Annotated in this window: 14 protein-coding genes; 8 read left to right on the top strand and 6 right to left on the bottom strand. The window is 73.2% G+C overall.

Going from position 1 to position 19,402, the window contains the following annotated elements; translation table 11 throughout:
• The first annotated feature begins 127 nt into the window (after positions 1-127).
• Positions 128-736, top strand: a complete 609-nt coding sequence (locus tag Asera_RS16875; protein WP_211255545.1) for a TetR/AcrR family transcriptional regulator — start codon at positions 128-130, stop codon at positions 734-736.
• An 80-nt stretch (positions 737-816) separates the two neighbouring features.
• On the opposite strand, the gene Asera_RS16870 is transcribed toward Asera_RS16875, so the two are convergent.
• On the bottom strand, positions 817-1,632 hold the full coding sequence (locus tag Asera_RS16870; protein ID WP_051802062.1) for a MaoC/PaaZ C-terminal domain-containing protein: 816 nt from the start codon (positions 1,630-1,632) through the stop codon (positions 817-819).
• A 44-nt stretch (positions 1,633-1,676) separates the two neighbouring features.
• Positions 1,677-3,386: an SDR family oxidoreductase gene (locus tag Asera_RS16865; RefSeq protein WP_035296147.1), complete on the bottom strand. Its 1,710-nt coding sequence runs from the start codon at positions 3,384-3,386 to the stop codon at positions 1,677-1,679.
• Positions 3,387-3,437: 51 nt separating this feature from the next.
• On the opposite strand from Asera_RS16865, the gene Asera_RS16860 reads away from it, so the two are divergent.
• From Asera_RS16860 to Asera_RS16850, 3 genes are read left to right on the top strand one after another with little or no spacing between them, the layout of a single operon-like run.
• Positions 3,438-4,736: an acetyl-CoA C-acetyltransferase gene (locus Asera_RS16860; RefSeq protein WP_425305945.1), complete on the top strand. Its 1,299-nt coding sequence runs from the start codon at positions 3,438-3,440 to the stop codon at positions 4,734-4,736.
• 10 nt (positions 4,737-4,746) lie between these two features.
• The gene (locus Asera_RS16855; RefSeq protein WP_084131192.1) at positions 4,747-6,747 is read left to right on the top strand and encodes an AMP-dependent synthetase/ligase; all 2,001 of its coding nucleotides are present in this window, start codon (positions 4,747-4,749) and stop codon (positions 6,745-6,747) included.
• Positions 6,748-6,761: 14 nt separating this feature from the next.
• Positions 6,762-8,165, top strand: a complete 1,404-nt coding sequence (locus Asera_RS16850) for an MCE family protein (protein ID WP_212804615.1) — start codon at positions 6,762-6,764, stop codon at positions 8,163-8,165.
• A 75-nt stretch (positions 8,166-8,240) separates the two neighbouring features.
• Here Asera_RS16850 and Asera_RS16845 read toward each other — a convergent pair whose 3' ends face one another.
• On the bottom strand, positions 8,241-8,825 hold the full coding sequence (locus Asera_RS16845) for a TetR/AcrR family transcriptional regulator (RefSeq protein WP_030445576.1): 585 nt from the start codon (positions 8,823-8,825) through the stop codon (positions 8,241-8,243).
• 130 nt (positions 8,826-8,955) lie between these two features.
• Here Asera_RS16845 and Asera_RS16840 point away from each other — a divergent pair, with 130 nt between their 5' ends.
• The 3 genes from Asera_RS16840 to Asera_RS16830 are packed head-to-tail and all read left to right on the top strand — an operon-like array spanning position 8,956 to position 12,198.
• Positions 8,956-10,458 (top strand): flavin-containing monooxygenase, encoded by a 1,503-nt coding sequence (locus Asera_RS16840; protein ID WP_051802059.1) that lies wholly within the window; start codon positions 8,956-8,958, stop codon positions 10,456-10,458.
• Entirely contained in the window at positions 10,431-11,345 is a 915-nt protein-coding gene (locus Asera_RS16835; RefSeq protein WP_051802058.1) for an alpha/beta fold hydrolase, read from the top strand. Before Asera_RS16840 ends, Asera_RS16835 begins: the two co-directional genes overlap by 28 nt.
• Positions 11,326-12,198, top strand: a complete 873-nt coding sequence (locus Asera_RS16830) for an SDR family oxidoreductase (RefSeq protein ID WP_030445573.1) — start codon at positions 11,326-11,328, stop codon at positions 12,196-12,198. The genes Asera_RS16835 and Asera_RS16830 overlap by 20 nt, the downstream gene beginning before the upstream one ends.
• 157 nt (positions 12,199-12,355) lie before the next feature.
• Here Asera_RS16830 and Asera_RS16825 read toward each other — a convergent pair whose 3' ends face one another.
• Positions 12,356-13,534 (bottom strand): peptidoglycan recognition protein family protein, encoded by a 1,179-nt coding sequence (locus tag Asera_RS16825; RefSeq protein ID WP_030445572.1) that lies wholly within the window; start codon positions 13,532-13,534, stop codon positions 12,356-12,358.
• Between the two features lie 187 nt (positions 13,535-13,721).
• Positions 13,722-14,408: a DUF2306 domain-containing protein gene (locus Asera_RS16820; RefSeq protein ID WP_051802057.1), complete on the bottom strand. Its 687-nt coding sequence runs from the start codon at positions 14,406-14,408 to the stop codon at positions 13,722-13,724.
• Between the two features lie 119 nt (positions 14,409-14,527).
• On the opposite strand from Asera_RS16820, the gene Asera_RS16815 reads away from it, so the two are divergent.
• Complete coding sequence (locus Asera_RS16815) at positions 14,528-15,175, top strand: MerR family transcriptional regulator (protein WP_030445570.1); 648 nt, start codon at positions 14,528-14,530, stop codon at positions 15,173-15,175.
• A 64-nt stretch (positions 15,176-15,239) separates the two neighbouring features.
• On the opposite strand, the gene hrpA is transcribed toward Asera_RS16815, so the two are convergent.
• Entirely contained in the window at positions 15,240-19,367 is a 4,128-nt protein-coding gene (hrpA, locus tag Asera_RS16810) for an ATP-dependent RNA helicase HrpA (RefSeq protein ID WP_244843913.1), read from the bottom strand.
• Positions 19,368-19,402 lie beyond the last annotated feature (35 nt).

Below are 19,402 nucleotides of genomic sequence, written 5' to 3'. Positions count from 1 at the left end.
CCCCACTTACTCACAAGTAACCCTACTTTTGAGTAAGGTTAGTGGTCGGACCGCTAAGCTCGCAAGAGTGAGCGGGGAGGCGACCACCAAGCGCAAGCGGCTGCCGCGTGCGGTGCGCGAGCAACAGATGATGGACGCGGCCGTGACCGTGTTCGCCCGGCAGGGCTTCCACGCCGCGTCGATGGACGAGGTGGCCGAGCGGGCCGGCATCTCCAAGCCGATGCTCTACCTCTACCTGGGCAGCAAGGAAGACCTGTTCCTCGCCTGCATCAGGCGCGAGGCCGACCGGGTACGCACGGCGATCGTCTCCGCCCTCGACGACGAGCACGGCGCCGACCTGCCACCCGACCGCGCCTTGTGGTACGGGCTGAGCGCGTTCTTCGCCGTCGTCGCGCAGCACCGGGACGCCTGGCGGGTGCTGCACCAGCAGGCGCCGGCGCACGGCGAACCGTTCGCCGGCGAGGTCGCCGCGCTGCGGTCGGCCATCGTCGAGTTCGTCGCGGTACTGATCGAGCGGGCGGTCGCCGAGCGCCACCCGCGCGGCCGGCGGCGCCCCACCGCGGACGATCTCGGCGCGCTGGCGCACAGCCTGATCGGCGCCTGCGAGGCACTCGCCGACTGGTCGGTCACCCGACCGGACGAGGATCCCGACGTCACCGCGGCCCGGTTGATGAACTTCGCCTGGCTCGGCCTGGACAACCTGCTCCGCGGCACCCACTGGCCGCGCCCGCGCTGACCCCCGGCGCGTTCGGCCGTACCGGCGCCCGAGCTCGGACTCGGCCCGGCGACGAGTGGACGCCGCGCCCGAGCGCGGCCTCAGCCCAGCGGGGTGACCCGCCCGGCGAGCAGCAGCCGGTCGGCCGCGTCGACGAGCGTGAACGTGGCGGCGGTACCGATCCGGGCGCCGAACCCGACCCGGCCGGGCAGCCGTACCGGCCGGCGGAACGTCACGGTGGCCTCGCCGCGCTCGGGCAGCCGGCCGCCCAGCGTCGCCAGGCATCGCGCCGCCGACCACATCCCGTGCGCGATCGCGCCATGGAAGCCGAACACCCGCGCGCTCAGCGCGGACAGGTGGATCGGGTTGCGGTCTCCCGACACCGCCGCGTACCGGCGACCCAGCCCGGCCGGCAGCCGCCACCAGGTGTCCGCCGGAAGCGGCTCGACCTCCGGCACCTCCAGGCTGTCCACTGTGGACGAAAGATGAACGGCACGGCTCAAATAGGTCGAACGGCCGAGCCAGACCTCGTCGGCGCCGGCGCGCACCCGGGTGAGCACGTCGATCGTGGCGCCGCGGTGGTGGGCGGCCAGGTTCGCCGCGGACACCTCGACCTCGAGCACCTCGTCGACCTCGACCGGGCGGTACCAGGTGAGCACCTGGCGGGTGTGCACCAGGCCGGGCAGCCGGAACGGGAAGTCGCGGCGGGCCATCAGCTCCAGCGCGGGCGCGAAGCCGAGCAGGTGCGGGTAGCTCGGCGGCAGCGGCCCGGTCAGGGTGAAGCCGCACACCCGCGCGTAGCGCAGCAGATGCGCGGCATCGATCCGGACGCCGTCCCGGCGTACCACCGTGGCCGGTGCGGTCGTGGCGGCCGGCCGAGGCAACAGGCCGCGCAGGTACGAGGCGGCGACGCCCATCGCTGGTTCCCTTCTCCCGAAGGCGATCTGCGGCCGGGCGCCCGTCAGGCGCCGAGCAGGCTCTGGCCGCAGACCCGGACGGTCTGGCCGGTGATGCCGCCCGAACCCGGCGCGGCGAGCCAGCTGACCGCCTCGGCGACATCGACCGGCAGGCCACCCTGGGCGAGGCTGTTGGCCCGCCGACCCACCTCCCGCACGGTCAGCGGCATGCTCGCGGTCATCCGGGTCTCGATGAATCCCGGCGCGACCGCGTTGATGGTGACGCCGCGCTGCGCGAGTACCGGCGCGTACGCCTCGACCAGGCCGATCACGCCGGCCTTGCTGGCAGCGTAGTTGGTCTGGCCGGCCGCCCCGGCGATGCCGTTGAGCGAGGACAGGCAGACGATCCGGGCACCGGGCCGAAGCGCCGCCGGGGCGTCGAGCAGCGCGGCGGTGAGCCGCTGCGGCGCGAGCAGGTTGACCGACAGTACGGTGTCCCACTCCCCTTCGGTCATCTTCGCCAGCGTCCGGTCCCGCAGCACGCCGGCGTTGTGCACCACGATGTCGGCCCCGTCGTACCGCTGGGTCAGGTACTCGACGAGCTCGCGCGGCGCACCCTCGGCGGTGATGTCCAGGTGCAGCGAGCTGCCACCCACCCGGTTGGCGACCGCCGCCAGGGTTTCCCCCTGTGCCGGTACGTCGAGGCAGACCACGGTGGCGCCGTCGGCCGCGAGCGTCTCGGCGATCGCCGCCCCGATCCCCTGCGCGGCACCCGTGACCAGCGCGGTACGCCCGGCCAGCGGCCGCTCGAGATCGTCGACACCCGAGCCGGACCGACCGGCACCGCCGGCCGAGCCGGACCGACCCGCACCGCCGGCCGACTCGGCACCTAGGACCGAGGCGGCCGACTCGACCCCGCCGGTCGACCGGGCCCGACTCGCCCGCTCGCCCGGGGCGGCCGAGTCGGCGCCGCCGGCCGAGGCCGGGCCGATGTCGATGACCTGGCCGGAGACGTACGCGGAGCGCGGCGACAGCAGGAAGCGCAGGGTGCTGTCCAGCGACGACTCGCCGCCGGCGGCGACGCGCAGCAGCGAGACGGTGACGCCGCGGCCGACCTCCTTGCCCAGCGACCGGACGAACCCGGTCAGGGCCCGGCGCGCCACGTGCGACGCGACGTCCGGCGCCTCGGCGGGCGGGCGGGACAGCACCAGCACCCGGCCACCGGTGCACACCGACCGCACCCGCGGACCGAGGAACTCGCGGAGCCCGCCGAGTTGGGTCGCATCGGCCAGCCCGGACGCGTCGTACACCAGGGCGGCGGGATGTTCGGCGGCGGCGACGAGCTCGACGCCGGTTCCGGCGAGTGCCGCCCGCACCGCGTCCGCCAGCTCGCCCCCTCCTTCGGCCGCGCCGCCGCCGGCGCCCGCCCTGCCACCGCTACTCTCGTCGGCCCCGGCCCCGGCCCCGGCCCCGGTCGCCCCGGCCCCGCCCGCGCGGGCGCCGGCTGCGCCGCCGGCGACGTCGCCGGCCGCCGCGCCGGCAACGTCGCCGGCCGGGCCGGGCGTGGGCCGGCCGGTAGCGTCGCCGGTCGTAGCGGAGTCGCTGTCGGCGGGGCCGTGCGGTCCGGCGGGGCCGGCGAGCACGATCGGGCCGGGCACCGCGGCCGGCCGCGCCGGGTCGCGGCGGGGCAGCACCGCGGGGCGGGGCAGGCCGAGGCGCCGGGCGATCGCCCGCCCGGGGCCGGCGGAGGTGAGGCGCTGATATCGGTCGACCATGCCGAACATCCTTACTTGCGAGTAAGTCTACCCGCAAGTATGGTCTGCGCCGTGAAGGTCGGCGTGCTCGGCGGCAACCGCATCCCGTTCGCGAAGGCGAACGGGCACTATGCCACCGCCACCAACCAGGACATGCTCACCGCCGCGCTGGACGGGCTGGTGGCACGGTTCGGGCTGGCCGGCGAACGGTTGGACGAGGTGGTCGGCGGCGCGGTGCTCAAGCACAGCCGCGACTTCAACCTGACCCGGGAGGCGGTGCTCGGGTCCCGCCTGGACCCGGCGACCCCCGCGTACGACCTGCAACGGGCCTGCACGACGAGCCTGGAGGCGGCCGTCGCGGTGGCGAACAAGATCGAGCTGGGCCAGGCCTCGGCCGGCATCGCCTGCGGCACCGACACCACCTCGAACGTACCGATCGAGCTGAACGACGACCTGCGAGCGGTGCTGCTCGCCGCGAACCGCGCCCGCGGCGTGCTGGGCAAGGCGCGGGCACTGGCCGGGCTGCGGCCCGGCCAGGTCGTACCGGCGGTCCCGCGCAACGCCGAGCCGCGGACCGGGCTGTCGATGGGCGAGCACGCCGCGCGCACCGCGCAGCACTGGCGCATCGGCCGTACCGAGCAGGACGAGCTGGCGGCGGCGAGCCACCGCAACCTGGCCGCGGCGTACGACGCGGGGCTGTTCGACCACGAGGTGACGCCCTACCTCGGGTTGCGGCGAGACGAGATCCTGCGGCCGGACGCGAGCGTCGCGACGCTGGCGAGGCTGCGGACCGTGTTCGGCTCGGACACGATGACCGCCGGCAACTCCACGCCGCTCTCCGACGGCGCCGCCGCGGTGCTGCTCGCCTCCGACGACTGGGCGAAGGCGCACCGCATCCCGGTCCTGGCGCACCTGGTCGACGCGGCGAGCGGTGCGGTCGACTTCGTGCACGGCGCCGACGGGCTGCTCACCGCACCGGTGTATCTGGTACCGAAGCTGCTGGCACGCAACGGGTTGATGCTCGCCGACATCGACCTGTTCGAGATCCACGAGGCGTTCGCCGCGCAGGTGCTGGCCGCCCTCGCGGCCTGGCGCGACCCGGAGTTCGGCATCGAACGGCTCGGGCTCGACGGCGCGTTCGGCGAGCTGGACCGCGATCGGCTCAACGTGGCCGGATCCTCGCTCGCGACCGGCCACCCGTTCGCCGCGACCGGGGCCCGGATCGTCGCGACGATGGCCCGGTTGCTGGCCGAGCGCGGCGCGCGGCGCGGCCTGATCTCGATCTGCGCGGCCGGCGGCCAGGGCGTGGTGGCGCTGCTGGAACGGCCGGCACCGGCCCGCAAGCGCACGAGCCGGCGGGCCGCGCGCTAGGAGGTACGTGATGGTGGCGGAGTGCAGCATCCCGGCGCTGGCCGAGCCGCCGAGCACGGGCGGCCTGGCCGACAGCGTGTACGCCACCGCCGCGCGCTCCCCGCAACTGGTGCTGTTTCGCCGCCGTACCGGCACCGGCTGGACCGACGTGACCGCCGCGGAGTTCTGCACCGAGGTACGGGAGGTCGCCGCCGGCCTGGTCGCGATCGGGGTACGGCCGGGTGACCGGGTCGCGCTGATGTCGCGCAACCGGTACGAATGGGCGGTGCTCGACTACGCGATCGCCTCGGTGGCGGCGGTCAGCGTGCCGATCTACCCGACCTCGTCGGCCGTCCAGGTCGCCTGGATCCTGCGCGACTCCGGCGCGGCCTGCTGCCTCACCGAGACCGCCGAGCACACCGCCACCGTCGCTGCCGCCGACCGCATCGCCGCCGAGCACACCGCCACCGTGACCGCCGCCGAGCACACCGCCGCGGTCGTCGCCGCCGAACGTACGGCCAGCGCCGATGTCGCCGATGCGGGCGGCGCGACGGGCGCCTGCCGCGACCGGAGCGCAGCGGGCCACGGTTCGGCGGCGACCGGCGGGCTGCCCGCACTGGCGCACCGGTACGAGCTGGACTCGGGCGGGCTGGAGGAGTTGCGCCGGCGCGGCGCCGAGACCGACGCATCCACTGTGGACACCCGACGGGCGTCGGTGGCCCCGGGCGATCCGGCGACGATCATCTACACCTCCGGCACCACCGGGCGGCCCAAGGGCTGCGTGCTCAGCCACGCGAACCTGATGGCGGAGGCGGACAACGCCACCGCGCTGCTGTACCCGGTGTTCCGGGCGGTGTCCAAGCGGCCGGCGAGCACCGTGCTGTTCCTGCCGCTGGCGCACGTGTTCGGCCGGGTGATCCAGGTCGGCTGCGTGCGGGCCGAGGTGTGCGTCGGCCACTCCCCCAGCGTGAAACCGTCCGACCTGCTGCCCGACCTGGCGTCGTTTCGGCCCACCTTCCTGCTGGCCGTGCCGTACGTGTTCGAGAAGGTGTTCCACACCGCCCGGGCCACCGCCGAGGACATCGGCCGGGCCGCCTCGTTCGATCGCGCCGCGCGCATCGCCACCGCGTACGGGGAGGCGATGGAGCGGCGGGTCAACTCCGCCGGGCGCGGGCCGGGGCTGCGGTTGCGGGCCGCGCACGCGCTCTACGACCTGCTGGTGTACCGGCGGGTGCGGGCGGCGCTGGGCGGGCGCGTGCGGTACGCGATCAGCGGTGGGGCGATGCTCGGCCGCCGCCTCGCGCTGTTCTTCGCCGGCGCCGGCATCGTCGTGTACGAGGGGTACGGGCTGACCGAGACGACCGCGGCGGTGACCGTCAACCCGCCCCTCGCGCCCCGGTTCGGCAGCGTCGGCCGGCCGCTGCCCGGTACCACCGTGCGCGTCGACGAGCGCGGCGAGGTGCTGGTGCGCGGCCCGCAGGTCTTCGACCGGTACTGGGGTGGCGACGCACCGGTGCGCGCCGACCGCTTCCTCGCCACCGGTGACCTCGGCGAGCTGGACGCCGACGGGTACCTGACGATCACCGGGCGGGCCAAGGAGATCCTCGTCACCACCGGCGGCAAGAACGTCGCGCCGGGTCCGCTGGAGGACGCGGTGCGGGCCGATCCGCTGGTCAGCCAGTGCCTGGTGGTCGGTGACGCCCGGCCGTACGTGGCGGCGCTGATCACCCTGGATCCCGAGGCGGTGCAACGGTTCACCGAGCGCGGCGGCGACGTCGAGGCGGCGGTGCAGCGGGCGGTCGACCGCGCCAACGAGACGGTGTCGCGGGCCGAGTCGATCCGCCGGTTCCGATTACTCGACGAGGACTTCACCGAGCAGAACGGCCTGCTCACCCCGTCGCTGAAGATGCGCCGGGACCGTATCGTCGCCGCGTACGCGCGGCAGCTGGACGAACTGTATGCAGCACGAGCCGACTCCGTTGGCGCCCAACGGCAGCCGGCGAATTCAGGGGACGACCTCAGACACACCTAAGGGTGGTGGTCCGCGTGGACCCGAGGCAACCGGACGGCGATCTGGTCGGCGAGACGCGGGTGACCGTGTGGCCGGCGGCGAAACCGTGGGGCTCGGGCGGCCGCGCGTTCCTCGGGCTGTGCTTCATCCTGCTGGTCGCCGCGCTGCTCGCGGTGTCGGTCGGCGCGTACCGGCAGGTGTTCACCCCGGCCGTCACGGTCACCGTGGTGACCGACCACACCGGGCTGCAGCTGGACCGCCACGCGGACGTGAAGCTGCGCGGCGTGGTCGTCGGCCAGGTACGCGACATCGCGGCGGACGGGCGCACCGCCCGGCTCACCGTCGCGCTCGATCCCGGTTCGGTACCGCGGATCCCGGCCAACGTGTCGGCGTCGATGCTGCCCAAGACGCTGTTCGGGCAGAAGTACGTGTCGCTCACCCCGCCGGCGCACCCGGCCGGCACCCCGATCGCCGCCGGTGCGGTCGTACACCAGGACCGCTCCGCGTCCGCGGTGGAGCTGGAGCGGGTGCTCGATCGCGCGCTGCCGCTGCTCAAGGCGGTACCGCCGGAGAAGGTCTCGGCCACGCTGACCGCGCTGGCGGCGGCGCTGCGCGGGCGCGGCGACCAGCTCGGCGACACCCTGGTCACGCTGGACAGGTACCTCAGGACGGTGAACGCGAACATGCCGGCGATCCGCGCCGACGTGCGCAAGCTCGCCGGCGTGCTCGACACCTACACCGGTGCGCTGCCCGACCTGATGGCGGTGCTGGCGAACCTGACCGTGACCGCCTCGACCGTGTCCGAGCAGCGGGCCGCACTGGCCGAGTTCTGGTCCGAGACCACCGGGCTGGCCGACACGGCGACGCCGTTCCTGCAGCGGCACGAGGGCCGGCTGATCCAGCTCGGCCAGGTCAGCCGGCCGCTGCTGGACGTGCTCGCCGAGTACTCGCCGGAGTACCCGTGCCTGACCGCCGCGGCCGTCAAGCTGCAGAGCAACATCGAGGGCGCGTTCGACACCGGCCGGCTGCACATCACGCTGGAGATCACCCGCGACTCGGGCAAGTACCTGCCGGGCGACGAGCCGGTCTCCGGCGCCGACATCGGGCCGAAGTGCTGGGGGCTGCCCGACCACCCGCCGGTGCCGGCCCCGGAAGCGCCCATCGACGACGGGTACGACCGGGGCGCCCAGCACGGTGGCGTGGTGAGCGGGCTGCCGCAGATACCGATCGTGCAGGGCAAGGACGTGCCGCCGGACTCGTTCGGCCAGGGCGGCGGCACCGGCAGCGTCGAGATGGGCTACGCCGGTACCGCCGAGGAGCGTGCGGTGGTCAACCCGCTGGTCGCCGCGGCCACCGCCCGCAACGTCACCGACCTCGGCGACATCACCGACCTGCTGTGGGGGCCGCTGCTGCGCGGCGCCACCGTCGACGCCCGCTGACCGGCGACGCCGCGCGAGCCGCGGCGAGCCGGGCCGGTACGCCGACGCGGCGAGGGTGCGACGCGGCGCACCGGGTCAGGCCAGCACGGCGCGGTAGAACGACGACTCCAGGAACTCGGTGAGCCGCTCCCGCGGTACCGGGCCGCCCGGCGTCCAGGAGATGATCGCCTCCTCGGTGAAGGCCAGCCAGGAGCGGACGGCGATCGGCAGCAACGGATCGTCGGGGTCGCCGCCGAGCTCGGCGATACCGCCCATGATCCGGTCGACCAGCGCGCTGCGGGTGCGGTCGAAGATCGCCTGCATCGCCGAGTCGCCGCTCGCGGCGCCGCGAACCAGGGAGAGGTACAGATCGCGGCGGGACGAGACGTAGTCGACCGAGTCCTCGATCGAGGCGCGCAGTTGCCGGTCCGCCGGCAGCGCCGGATCCGGGTCGGTGCCCTGCAGCAGCCCGGCGGCCGCGGCCTGCACCACGGCGAGCTGGAAGCGCCGCTTGGAGCCGAAGTAGTGGAACAGCAGGGATCGGGAGATGCCCGCCGCGGCGGCGATCTCGTCCAGGTTGACGTCGTACAGGCTGGCCCTCGACAGCGCTCGCACGCCCAGCTCGACCAGCTGGGCGCGGCGCGCGTCCGGGTCGAGCCGGGTACGGCGGGGCGCGGTCACGACATGCCTCCCTCTCCAGCACGGGTGCGCGGGGCGGTGCGGGCAAATCGGACCCGCTCGCCCTTGACGCCGCGGCAACGCCAGCCTAGCTTATTGACTAACGGTCAATAGCGGGAAGCGTAGGCCATCGATGGACGAACACCACGACGTGCTGATCGTCGGCGCCGGATTCTCCGGCCTCGGCGCGGCGGTCCGGCTGCGCCAGGCCGGCCGGCACGACTTCGTCGTCCTGGAGCGTGCCGACGACGTCGGCGGCACCTGGCGCGACAACGACTACCCCGGCGCCGCCTGCGACGTGCCGTCGCACCTCTACTCGCTGTCGTTCGCGCCGAACCCGCGATGGAGCCGCTCGTTCTCCCCGCAACCGGAGATCCAGCAGTACCTGCAGGGCCTGGTCACCCGCTACGACCTGGCCCCGCACCTGCGGCTCGGGCACGAGCTGGTCGAGGCACGGTGGGACGAGGCCACCGCGCGCTGGCACGTGCGTACCGGGCGGGGCAGCTTCACCGGGCGGGTGCTGGTGATCGGCACCGGGCCGCTGTCGGCACCGAAGCTGCCGGCCATCGACGGGCTCGCCGACTTCGCCGGTACCACGTTCCACTCCGCCCGCTGGCGGCACGACCACGACCTGGCCGGCCGGCGTGTCGCGGTGATCGGCACCGGCGCCTCGGCCATCCAGTTCGTGCCGCGCATCGCCGAGGAGGTCGAGCACCTCACCGTCTTCCAGCGCACCCCGCCGTGGATCATCCCGCGCAACGACCGGCCGATCAGCGCCCTGGAACACTGGCTGTACGAGCACCTGCCACCGACCCGGCTGGCCGCCCGCGCCGGGATCTACACCGCCCGGGAGACGCTCGCCGTGGGCATGACGCTGCGGCCCCGGCTGCTCGACGCGGTCGCCGCCATGGCCCGCGGGCACCTGCAGCGCCAGGTCGCCGACCCGGCGCTACGCGAGCGGCTGCTGCCCGACTACCGGATCGGCTGCAAGCGCATCCTGCTGTCCAACGACTTCTACCCGGCGCTGGCTCGCGACAACGTCGAGCTGGTCACCGAGGGGATCGAGCGGATCGAGCCGCACGCGGTGCGGACCGCCGACGGGGTCGACCACCCGGTCGACACGATCGTGTTCGGTACCGGCTTCGAGGCGACCCGCCCGCCGGTCGCCGACGCCGTCACCGGCCGCGACGGGGCGCGGCTCGCCGACGCCTGGGCCGACGGGATGACCGCCTACCGGGGCACCACGGTGGCCGGCTTCCCCAACCTGTTCCTGCTCATCGGCCCGAACACCGGGCTCGGCCACAACTCGATGATCTACATCATCGAGTCGCAGCTCAACTACCTGGTGACCGCACTGTCCAAGATGGACGAGCACGGGATCGTCGCGGTGGAGGTCGACGCCGGCGCGCAGCACGCGTACAACGAGGGGCTGCAACGGCGGCTCGACGGCACCGTGTGGAACACCGGTGGCTGCGCCAGCTGGTACCTGGACGCCAACGGGCGCAACACGACCCTGTGGCCGTCGTTCACCTGGCGGTTCCGGCAGCTGACCCGGCGCTTCGACCCGCGCGGCTACCACCTGCGCACCGCACAGGAGGTGACGAGCGCGTGCCCGCCGCAGACCCCCGTACCGTGATCGCCGCCGACGGGACCCGGCTCGCGGCACACGTCAGCGGGCCGGCCGACGCACACACCACGCTGATCCTCGCGCACGGCTGGACCCTCAACTCCGCGGCCTGGCGTCCGGTGACCGCCCAGCTGCACCGGATCGCGCCGTGGCTGCGCGTCGTCGCGTACGACCAGCGGCACCACGGCGGCTCCGGACGCGGCGACACCGCGCTGTCGATCGACCTGCTCGGCGCCGACCTCGGCGCGGTCGTCGACCAGCTGGCGCCGCACGGCCGGCTGCTGCTCGGCGGCCACTCGATGGGCGGCATGACGGTGCTGGCACTCGCCGCCACCCGACCCGAGCTGATCGCCGACCGGGTCGACGGCGTCCTGCTGGTCGGCACCTCCGCCGGCGACCTGGCCGCGGACCGCGGCGGGCTGCTGACCCTGTTCGGCGGTCCGGTCGGCACCGTGCTGGCCACCTGTTCGTCCATCGTGGACGGTGCCCGCCGGTTCGCCGCACCGGTCCTGCCCGCGTACCGGCGGGCGCTGGCGCCGTTGCTGTTCGGGCCGATCACCGCGCCGGAGGTGGTCCGGGTCGGCACCGAACTGATCTTCGGCTGCCAGATCCGTACCGTGGTCGAGTTCGTCCCGGCGCTGCGAGAGCACGACAAGCGGACCGACCTCGGCGCGCTGGACGCGGTCCCGGTGCACGTCATGGTCGGCCGGTACGACCGGCTCACCCCACCGCGGCACGCCCGGTACCTGGCCGAACACATCGACGGCGCCCAGCTCACGGTGCTGCCGCACTGCGGGCACATGCTCACCCTGGAGTGCCCGCAGCTGCTCGCCCGCAGCATCGTCGCGCTGGCGACCGGAGGGAAGGGAGACCGGGATGCGTCGATCCCTGCGTGACGCGGTCGTGCTCGTCACCGGGCCGGCCCGCGGCATCGGCGAGCGCATCGCCCGCCTCGCCGCCGCCCGCGGCGCCCGGCTGGCACTCGTCGGGTTGGAGACCGACCGCCTCGCCGCCCTCGCCGCCGAGCTCGGCAGCGAGCACTGCTGGTTCGGCTGCGACGTGACGAACCAGGCCGAGCTGGAGGCCGCGGCGGCCGGCGCGATCGGGCGGTACGGCCGGATCGACGTCGTCGTCGCGAACGCCGGCATCGCCAACAACGGCACGGTCGCGGTCAACCCCGCGGACGCGCTCGCCCGGACCGTCGAGGTGAACCTGATCGGGGTGATGCGTACCGTCTCGGCCACCCTGCCGGCGCTGCTGGACAGTCGCGGGTACGCGCTGCTGGTCTCCTCGGCCGCCGCGTTCACCGTGCTGCCCGGGATGGCGGCGTACTGCGCGTCCAAAGCCGGCGTCGAGCAGTTCGGCAACGCGCTACGGCTGGAGGTGGCGCACCGCGGGGTGGCGGTCGGCACCGCGCACCCGATCTGGGTCGACACCGACCTGGTCCGCGACCAGCGACAGGACCTGCGCACGTTCCGCGCCGTGGTGCGCAAGCTGCCCTACCCGCTCAACACCACCATCACCGTCGAGCGCTGCGCGCGGTCGATCGTGGACGGCATCGAACGCCGGGCCCGCAAGGTGTACGCGCCGCGCTCGCTCGCCGCCGTGCAGGCGCTGCGCACGCTCTACACCGGCCCGATCGCCGGCGCGGTCCTGGCACACGGAGCCCGCACCATGGTGCCCGAGCTGGAGGCCGAGGTACGCGCGCTGGGCCGCTCGTTCGGCACCCGCAGCGCCGCCGATCGCTAGCCAGCCCGGCAACATCCGGCACCCGCAGCGCCGCGGACCGCCAGCCAGCCCGGCAACGTTCGGCACCCGCAGCGCCGTGGACCGCTGGGCCGCCGGCAGCGAGGGCCGGGTGATGCCGCGGCCGGCCGGGAGGGGTAGGAGCCGGCCGCGGCACCGGTCATCCCGCCATCAGTGCGGTGCGCACGATGCCGCCGGACAGCGCACACCAGGTCTCGAGCCCGACCAGCCCGTTCACCGTCACGTGGTGCAGCCCCTGCAGGTTCGCGATCGCCGCGGCGGTGGCGGTGTCGTACGTGCCGCTCGCCGACACCTGGTCGTACCCCTTGTGCTGCAACAGTTGCTGGACCCCGAGGACCCGCTCGCCGGTGTCGCCGGGCGCCAGCGGCGCGACCAGCGTCTCCCACGTCCTGGTGGTCAGCGTCGCGTCCTGGTCGACCGGCAGCGAGTTCCTGGCCTGCCAGTCCTGCACCGCGGACACGGTGTCGGCACCGAAGACGCCGTCCGCGGCGAGCTGGTAGCCGCGCGCGTTGAGCAGGTGCTGGGCCAGCTTGACGACCGGCCCGCCGACGAACTTCCAGATGTCGGGCCAGCGCCGGGCCGGTGCCGACGACGCGGACTCCCCGAGTCCGGCCTGCACCGAGCGGCGGATGCCGGGGAACATCCGGTAGAACGCGATGCCGGGGCACTCGGTGTCCCGGAAGTCCCAGTGCCCGAAGATGTCGTACGCGTGCAGCCCGTACTGCTGGCACACGGTGACGCACAGCGCGGTCAGCGACGTGACGAGCGCCGCCGGCGGCGTGACGGTCACGTACGTGCCCTCGTTCTCGATGCCGATCGCGTTGCCGTTCTCGCCCGGGCAGTGCGCCGCGACCACCTGCTGCTTGCCGGCGGTCAGCGTCTCCAGGCTGCGGTGCCGGCCCTCCAGCACGTACCCGCCGCGGCTGACGGTGAAGTGCTGGCCGGTGTCGGCCCAGCCGTTGGTGTCCATGTGCAGGTCCTGGCAGTCCCGGGCAAGCTGCTTCGCGTGCGCCTCGGAGTAGTCGGTGCTGTTCGGGAACGCCATGTGGTGCACGATGATCTTGTTGGTGACGTTGCCGCTCAGCTGGATCGCGCTGGACGGTGGCCGCGCGCCCCACTCGTCGCAACCGATGATCGTGTCCAGCTCGCTGTTCGGCCGGATCGCCGCCGCGCTCGTACGGCGCGTCGACGCCGGATCGGCACCCGCGGCGGCCGCACTGGCCAGCCCCAGCCCACCGCCGACCACCGCGACCGTCGCGGTACCCAGGGTGGCCTTCAGCAGCGTCCGGCGATCCAGCTCGGCTCGGTCGTGCGACATACCGCCTCCACACATAGGCAAGAGTTTGCAGAAATGTCGGATCCGACCGAAGAATATTGCCGCCACCCGCGCCGCGCCACCCGGCAAATCACTCGACTTCCACCGCCCGTACCGAGGCGCCGGCGCACTGCTCGCCGTTGCCGCGCCGCGTCGGCGTCGCTCCGGCGGGACACCGACGCGGCACGGGTCAGCGTGCCGGCCGCTGTCGGCGCAGGTACAGCTCCATGACCAGCACGTTCGGGATCCAGGCGAGGACGCTGGACGCCACGTACGCGGTGCTGTACAGGTGCCCGAACGACCCGTGGTAGAGCGGCCCGAGCAGCGGTAGCTGCAACGCGATCAGGACGCCGAGCCACAGCCGCAGCATGACCGCAGAGAACGCGCCGGCGAAGCTGCGGCGCATCCAGCGCTCGTGCGACCGGAACCGGCGCGCCCGCGCGGCCCGGTAGCCGGCAATGGTGGTGCCCAGCCAGTACACGTCGAGCAGGACGAACGAAGTCGCCGCGATCGGCCCGGAGGTCGTCAGCACCGCCACCACCATCCCGGCCAGCCCGGCGACCAGCACGGCCGGTACGTAGACGCGGCCGATGACCCGGTGCACCCGGGGCGCTCGGCGGCGCAGCCGGGCGCTGAACTGCAGCGGCCCGATCAGCAGCGCGAGGCCGGCGGTGATCGCGTGCACCGCGAGCGCCGGGTAGTGGAACGGGACGTCGGTGCGGATGCCGACGCGCGCCTCGGACGCGTCGAAGCCGAGGTAGCGCGGCACGAAGGAGAGCACGATACCGGCGCTGAACAGCGCGATCAGCGCGAACCGGACGCGGTGCGACCGGCGCGGCGGGCTGATCGGCGGGGCGGGTGTCACCACGGACGTCATGGAGTTTCGTCTCCCGTTGTCTACATCAACTCTATCGATAGCTCCGCTATCCATAGCGGATAGTGTGAGTATTGATAGCTGCCATGTCAACCCGGTCGGCGATGCGGTATGAAGGAGCCGTGCGGATCGGAGAGCTGAGCAAGGACACCGGCATCCCGGTGCCGACCATCAAGTACTACCTGCGCGAGGGGCTGCTACCGGCGGGCGAGCGCACCCACGCCAACCAGGTGTCGTACACCGCCGAGCACGCCCGGCGGCTGCGGCTGATCCGCGCCATGGTCCAGGTCGGCGACCTGCCCATCGGTACCGTCCGCACCATGCTGGCCGAGATCGATTCGGCCGAGCGACCGACCGACAGCATGCTCGGACGACTGTCCGGTGCGCTGGTCGCGCCGCGGTCCCACGGCCCGCACGCCGACGAGGACGAAGTCGCCGAGACCGCCGCCCTGCTCCGGCGGCACGGCTACACCCGCACTGATTCGGTGCACGTCCAGATGATCGCCGACGTGCTGGCGATGCTGCGCCGGCTCGGTCGACCCGAACTGGCCGCCATCGTCGACGACTACGCCGACCTTGCGCTGCGGATGGCCGAGACCGACCTGGCCACGCTCACCGCCCTCGAGGACCGCGACAACCTGGCCGAATCCATGATCATCGGCTCCGTGCTCGGCGAGGCGCTGTTCGCCGCGCTGCGCCGCGCCGCCCACGCCACCGTCTCCGGCCGCGTCTTCCCCGAGGACAAGTTCGATACATCTCCGCCCAGCTAGAAGAACACCTCGAACTCGACCGGCGGGGAGCCGTGGTGACGTGGTACGAGGGTCGCCGGGCGGGTCAGAGGGCGTCGAGGGCGCGTTCGATCCGGCGGTCGGAGATCGGGTACGGGGTGCCGAGGCTCTGCGCGAAGTAGGAGACACGCAGCTCCTCCAGCATCCACCGGATCGCGGTCAGCTCCGCGCTCGGCGGCCGCTGCGCGCGAGCGTCCTCGTACTCGGCGGCGAGTTCACGCACCCGGGTCATCTGCTCCCGGTCGCGCTGCGGTTTGGCGGGCAACCGATCCAGCCGCTTGTCCACCGCGGACAGGTACCGCGGCAGGTCGGCGAGCCGCTGCCAGCCGGTCTCGGCGACGAACCCGGCGTGGACCAGCCCGGCCAGCTGCTGCTTGATGTCGGCGAGTGCGGCAACCAGCAGCACGTTGTTGGTGTTGGACACGCGGGCGAGCACCCGGCGGTGCGCGGCGAGGATCTTCTCCACCGCGGTCAGCGCGCCGAGCACCATCGGGTTCAGGTGGGCGCGCACCGCGTCGCGCAGCCGGCCGAACCCCTCCTCGTCGTACGCGGGGCCGCCGGCGTCGGCGATCAGCTTGTCGGCGGCGCAGTCGGTACAGTCGGCGAGCAGCGCCGGTACGCTACCGTCCGGGTTCGTGGACAGCGCCAGCTTGCTGGTGTTCGACAGGTTGGCCAGCACGTACTTCGCGGGCGACGGGATCGAGAGCAGGATCAGCCGGCGGGTGCCGCGCCACATCTGGTCCCGCTGCGCGGCAACGCTTTCCGCCAACCGTACCGACACCGAGTCGCCGTCGTCGTGCAGCGTCGGGTAGGCCCGCACGTGCTGGCCACCGACGCTCTGCTCGTACAGCTGGGGCAGCTCGCCGATGGTCCAGTCGGTCAGCCCGCTGCGCTCGATCCCCCGGACCGAGGCGGTCAGCGCGGTCCGGGCCTGCTCGGCGAGCTGGTCCTTCAGGGCGCCGAGGTCGCGGCCGGTGGCGATCGGATCGCCGGCACCGTCCTCGACGACGTAGTGCGGGCGCAGGTGCGCCGGCAGCGCGTCGAGCTGCCAGGCGTCGCGCGGCACGTGCACGCCGAGCAGGTCGCGCAGGCCGCGTTCGATCGCGGTCAGCAGCGGGCCGTCGGCCGGCGAGATGCGGGCCAGCAGCGCCCGGGCGGTGTCCGGCACCGGCACCAGGTTGCGGCGCAGCTGCTTCGGCAATCCCTTGAGCAGCGCGGTGACGAGCTCCTCGCGCAGCCCCGGCACCTGCCAGTCGAGCTGCTCGCCGCGCACCTGCCCGAGTACCGCGAGCGGCACGTGCACGGTGACCCCGTCGTCGGCGGTACCGGGCTCGAACGCGTACGACAGCGGCAGTCGCAGCCCGTCGGAGTGCCACTCGTCCGGGTACTGCTCGGGGCTGACCGCGCCGGCCGCGTCGGTGACGAGCATGTCCGGGGTGAACGTCAGCAGCTCCGGCTGCTCGCGCCGGGTCTTCTTCCACCACGCGTCGAAGTGCCGGCCGCTGACCACCTCGGCCGGAATCCGGGCGTCGTAGAACTCGTACAGGGTGTCGTCGTCGACGACGATGTCGCGGCGCCGGGACCGGTTCTCCAGATCCTCCACATCGGAGCGCAGCCGCTGGTTGTCGCTGAAGAACTGGTGGTGGGTCTCCCAGTCGCCGTCGACCAGCGCGTGCCGGATGAACAGGTCGCGGGCGATCTCCGGATCGATCCGGCCGTAGTTCACCTTGCGCCGCGGCACGATCGGCACCCCGTAGAGCGTGACCTTCTCGTACCCGACGACCGCGGCCTGGCGCTTCTCCCAGTGCGGCTCGGAGTAGGTGCGCTTGACCAGGTGCGCGGCCAGCGCCTCCACTGTGGACGGGTCGATGCCGGCGACGACCCGGGCCCACAGCCGGGACGTCTCGACCAGTTCGGCCGCCATCACGAACTGCGGTTGCTTGCGGGCGAGCGCCGATCCGGGGAAGATGGCGAACTTGGCGCCGCGCGCGCCCAGGTACTCCACCGAGCCGCGCGCCTTCTGCTGCTTCTTGCGCTCGGTGTCCTTCAGGCCGATGTGCGACAGCAGGCCGGACAGCAGCGCTGTGTGCACCCGGTCGGCCGGCGCATCGAGCGTGTTGCGGTTGATGCCCATCCCGCGGATCACCTGGCGCAGCTGGGAATGCAGATCCTGCCACTCCCGTACCCGGAGGTAGTTGAGGTATTCCGACCGGCACAGCTTGCGGAACTGGTTGCCGGACAGCTCCTTCTGCTTGTCCCGCAGGTATTTCCACAAGCGAAGGTACGCGAGGAAGTCGGATTCCTTGTCGACGAACCGGGCATGCGCCTGCGACGCCTGCTGCTGCGCGTCCGCCGGCCGCTCCCGCGGGTCCTGAATGGACAGTGCCGCGGTGATGACCAGGATCTCGCGCACGCAGTCGTTCGCATCCGCCTCCAGGATCATCCGGGCCAGCCGCGGATCGATGGGCAACTCGGCGATCCGGCGGCCGAGCTTCGTCAGCTCACCGGCGGCGTCGAGCGCACTCAACTCCTCCAGCAGCTGCACACCGGCGCGTACCTGCCGCGAGTCCGGCGGGTCGATGAACGGGAAGTCGGCGATGTCGCCCAACCGCGCCGCCGCCATCTGCAACAGCACGGACGCCAAGTTGGTACGCAGGATCTCCGGATCGGTGTACTCGGGCCGGGAGAGGAAGTCGTCGGAGTCGTAGAGGCGGATGCAGATCCCGTCGGAGGTACGGCCGCACCGTCCCATCCGCTGGTTCGCCGACGCCTGCGAGACCGGCTCGATCGGCAGGCGCTGCACCTTCAACCGGTGGCTGTAGCGGGAGATGCGCGCCGTCCCGGTGTCGATCACGTACCGGATGCCCGGCACCGTCAGCGACGTCTCCGCGACGTTGGTCGCGAGTACCACCCGGCGACCGCGGTGCGGCTGGAACACCCGATGCTGCTCGGCGCTCGACAGCCGCGCGTACAGCGGCAGGATCTCCAGCGTCTCGCTGCCGGGTCGGCTGCCCCGCTGCTGTTCGCGCTTCGCCAGCGCATCCGCGGCGTCCCGGATCTCCCGCTCGCCGGACAGGAACACCAGGATGTCGCCGCCACCCTCGGCGCGCAGCTCGTCGACGGCCGCGCCGATCGCGCTCACCTGGTCGCGGTCCGGGTCGTCGGCGGTGATCGGCCGGTACCGCACCTCCACCGGGTAGGTGCGGCCGGACACCTCGATCACCGGCGCCGGCTCGTCCGCGGTACCGAAGTGGCGGGCGAACCGTTCGGTCTCGATCGTGGCCGAGGTGATGATCACCTTCAGGTCGGGCCGGCGCGGCAGCAGCCGCTTCAGGTACCCGAGCAGGAAGTCGATGTTGAGGCTGCGCTCGTGCGCCTCGTCGATGATGATCGTGTCGTAGCGCCGGAGCATCCGGTCGCGCTGGATCTCGGCCAGCAGGATGCCGTCGGTCATCAGCTTGACCAGCGTGTTCGGCCCCACCTGGTCGGTGAACCGGACCTGGTAGCCGACCGCGCCGCCGAGCGGCGTCGCCAGCTCCTCGGCGATGCGCTCCGCGACGGTACGGGCGGCGATGCGGCGCGGCTGGGTGTGGCCGATCGTGCCGTGGATGCCGCGCCCCAGCTCCAGGCAGATCTTCGGGATCTGGGTGGTCTTGCCCGACCCCGTCTCGCCAGCGACGATGACGACCTGGTGGTCCCGGATCGCCGCGGCGATCTGTTCCCGATGCTCGCTGACCGGCAGCTCCGGCGGGTACGTCACCGCCGGTACCGCGGCGCGCCGGTTCGCGATCCGCTGCTCGCCGGCCGTGACCTGCTCGGCCACCCGGTCCAGCTGCGCCGCGTCGGCCGTGCCGCGCACCTGGTCCAGCCGCCGCCCCAGCCGGTACCGGTCGAGCACGCTCAGCGCCGCCACCCGCTCCCGCAGCTCGCGCTCGGCCGGCCGTACCGGGGTGGCGGCCCCGCCGGGGCGCCGCGGTCCACGGCGTCGCTGGCCGCGTCCCCGGCCGGACGAGCCGCGAGGCACCGAACCCTCGCCCGGCGACCCTGCGGCGGCCGAGCCGTGCGGTGCGGCGGTGGAATCGGACGGCGGGGCGGAAAGCGGGGAGTCTCCACCCGCGGGCACGGTGCGGTCGGTGGCGGGCGGCGTATCCATCTCGCGCACCAGGATAGGCATGCCCCCACCCGACCCGCCTCCCGGTTTCCCGCGGG

This window comes from Actinocatenispora sera, assembly GCF_018324685.1.
Classification (GTDB): domain Bacteria; phylum Actinomycetota; class Actinomycetes; order Mycobacteriales; family Micromonosporaceae; genus Actinocatenispora; species Actinocatenispora sera.
This window is presented reverse-complemented; position numbering and strand designations above follow the sequence as displayed.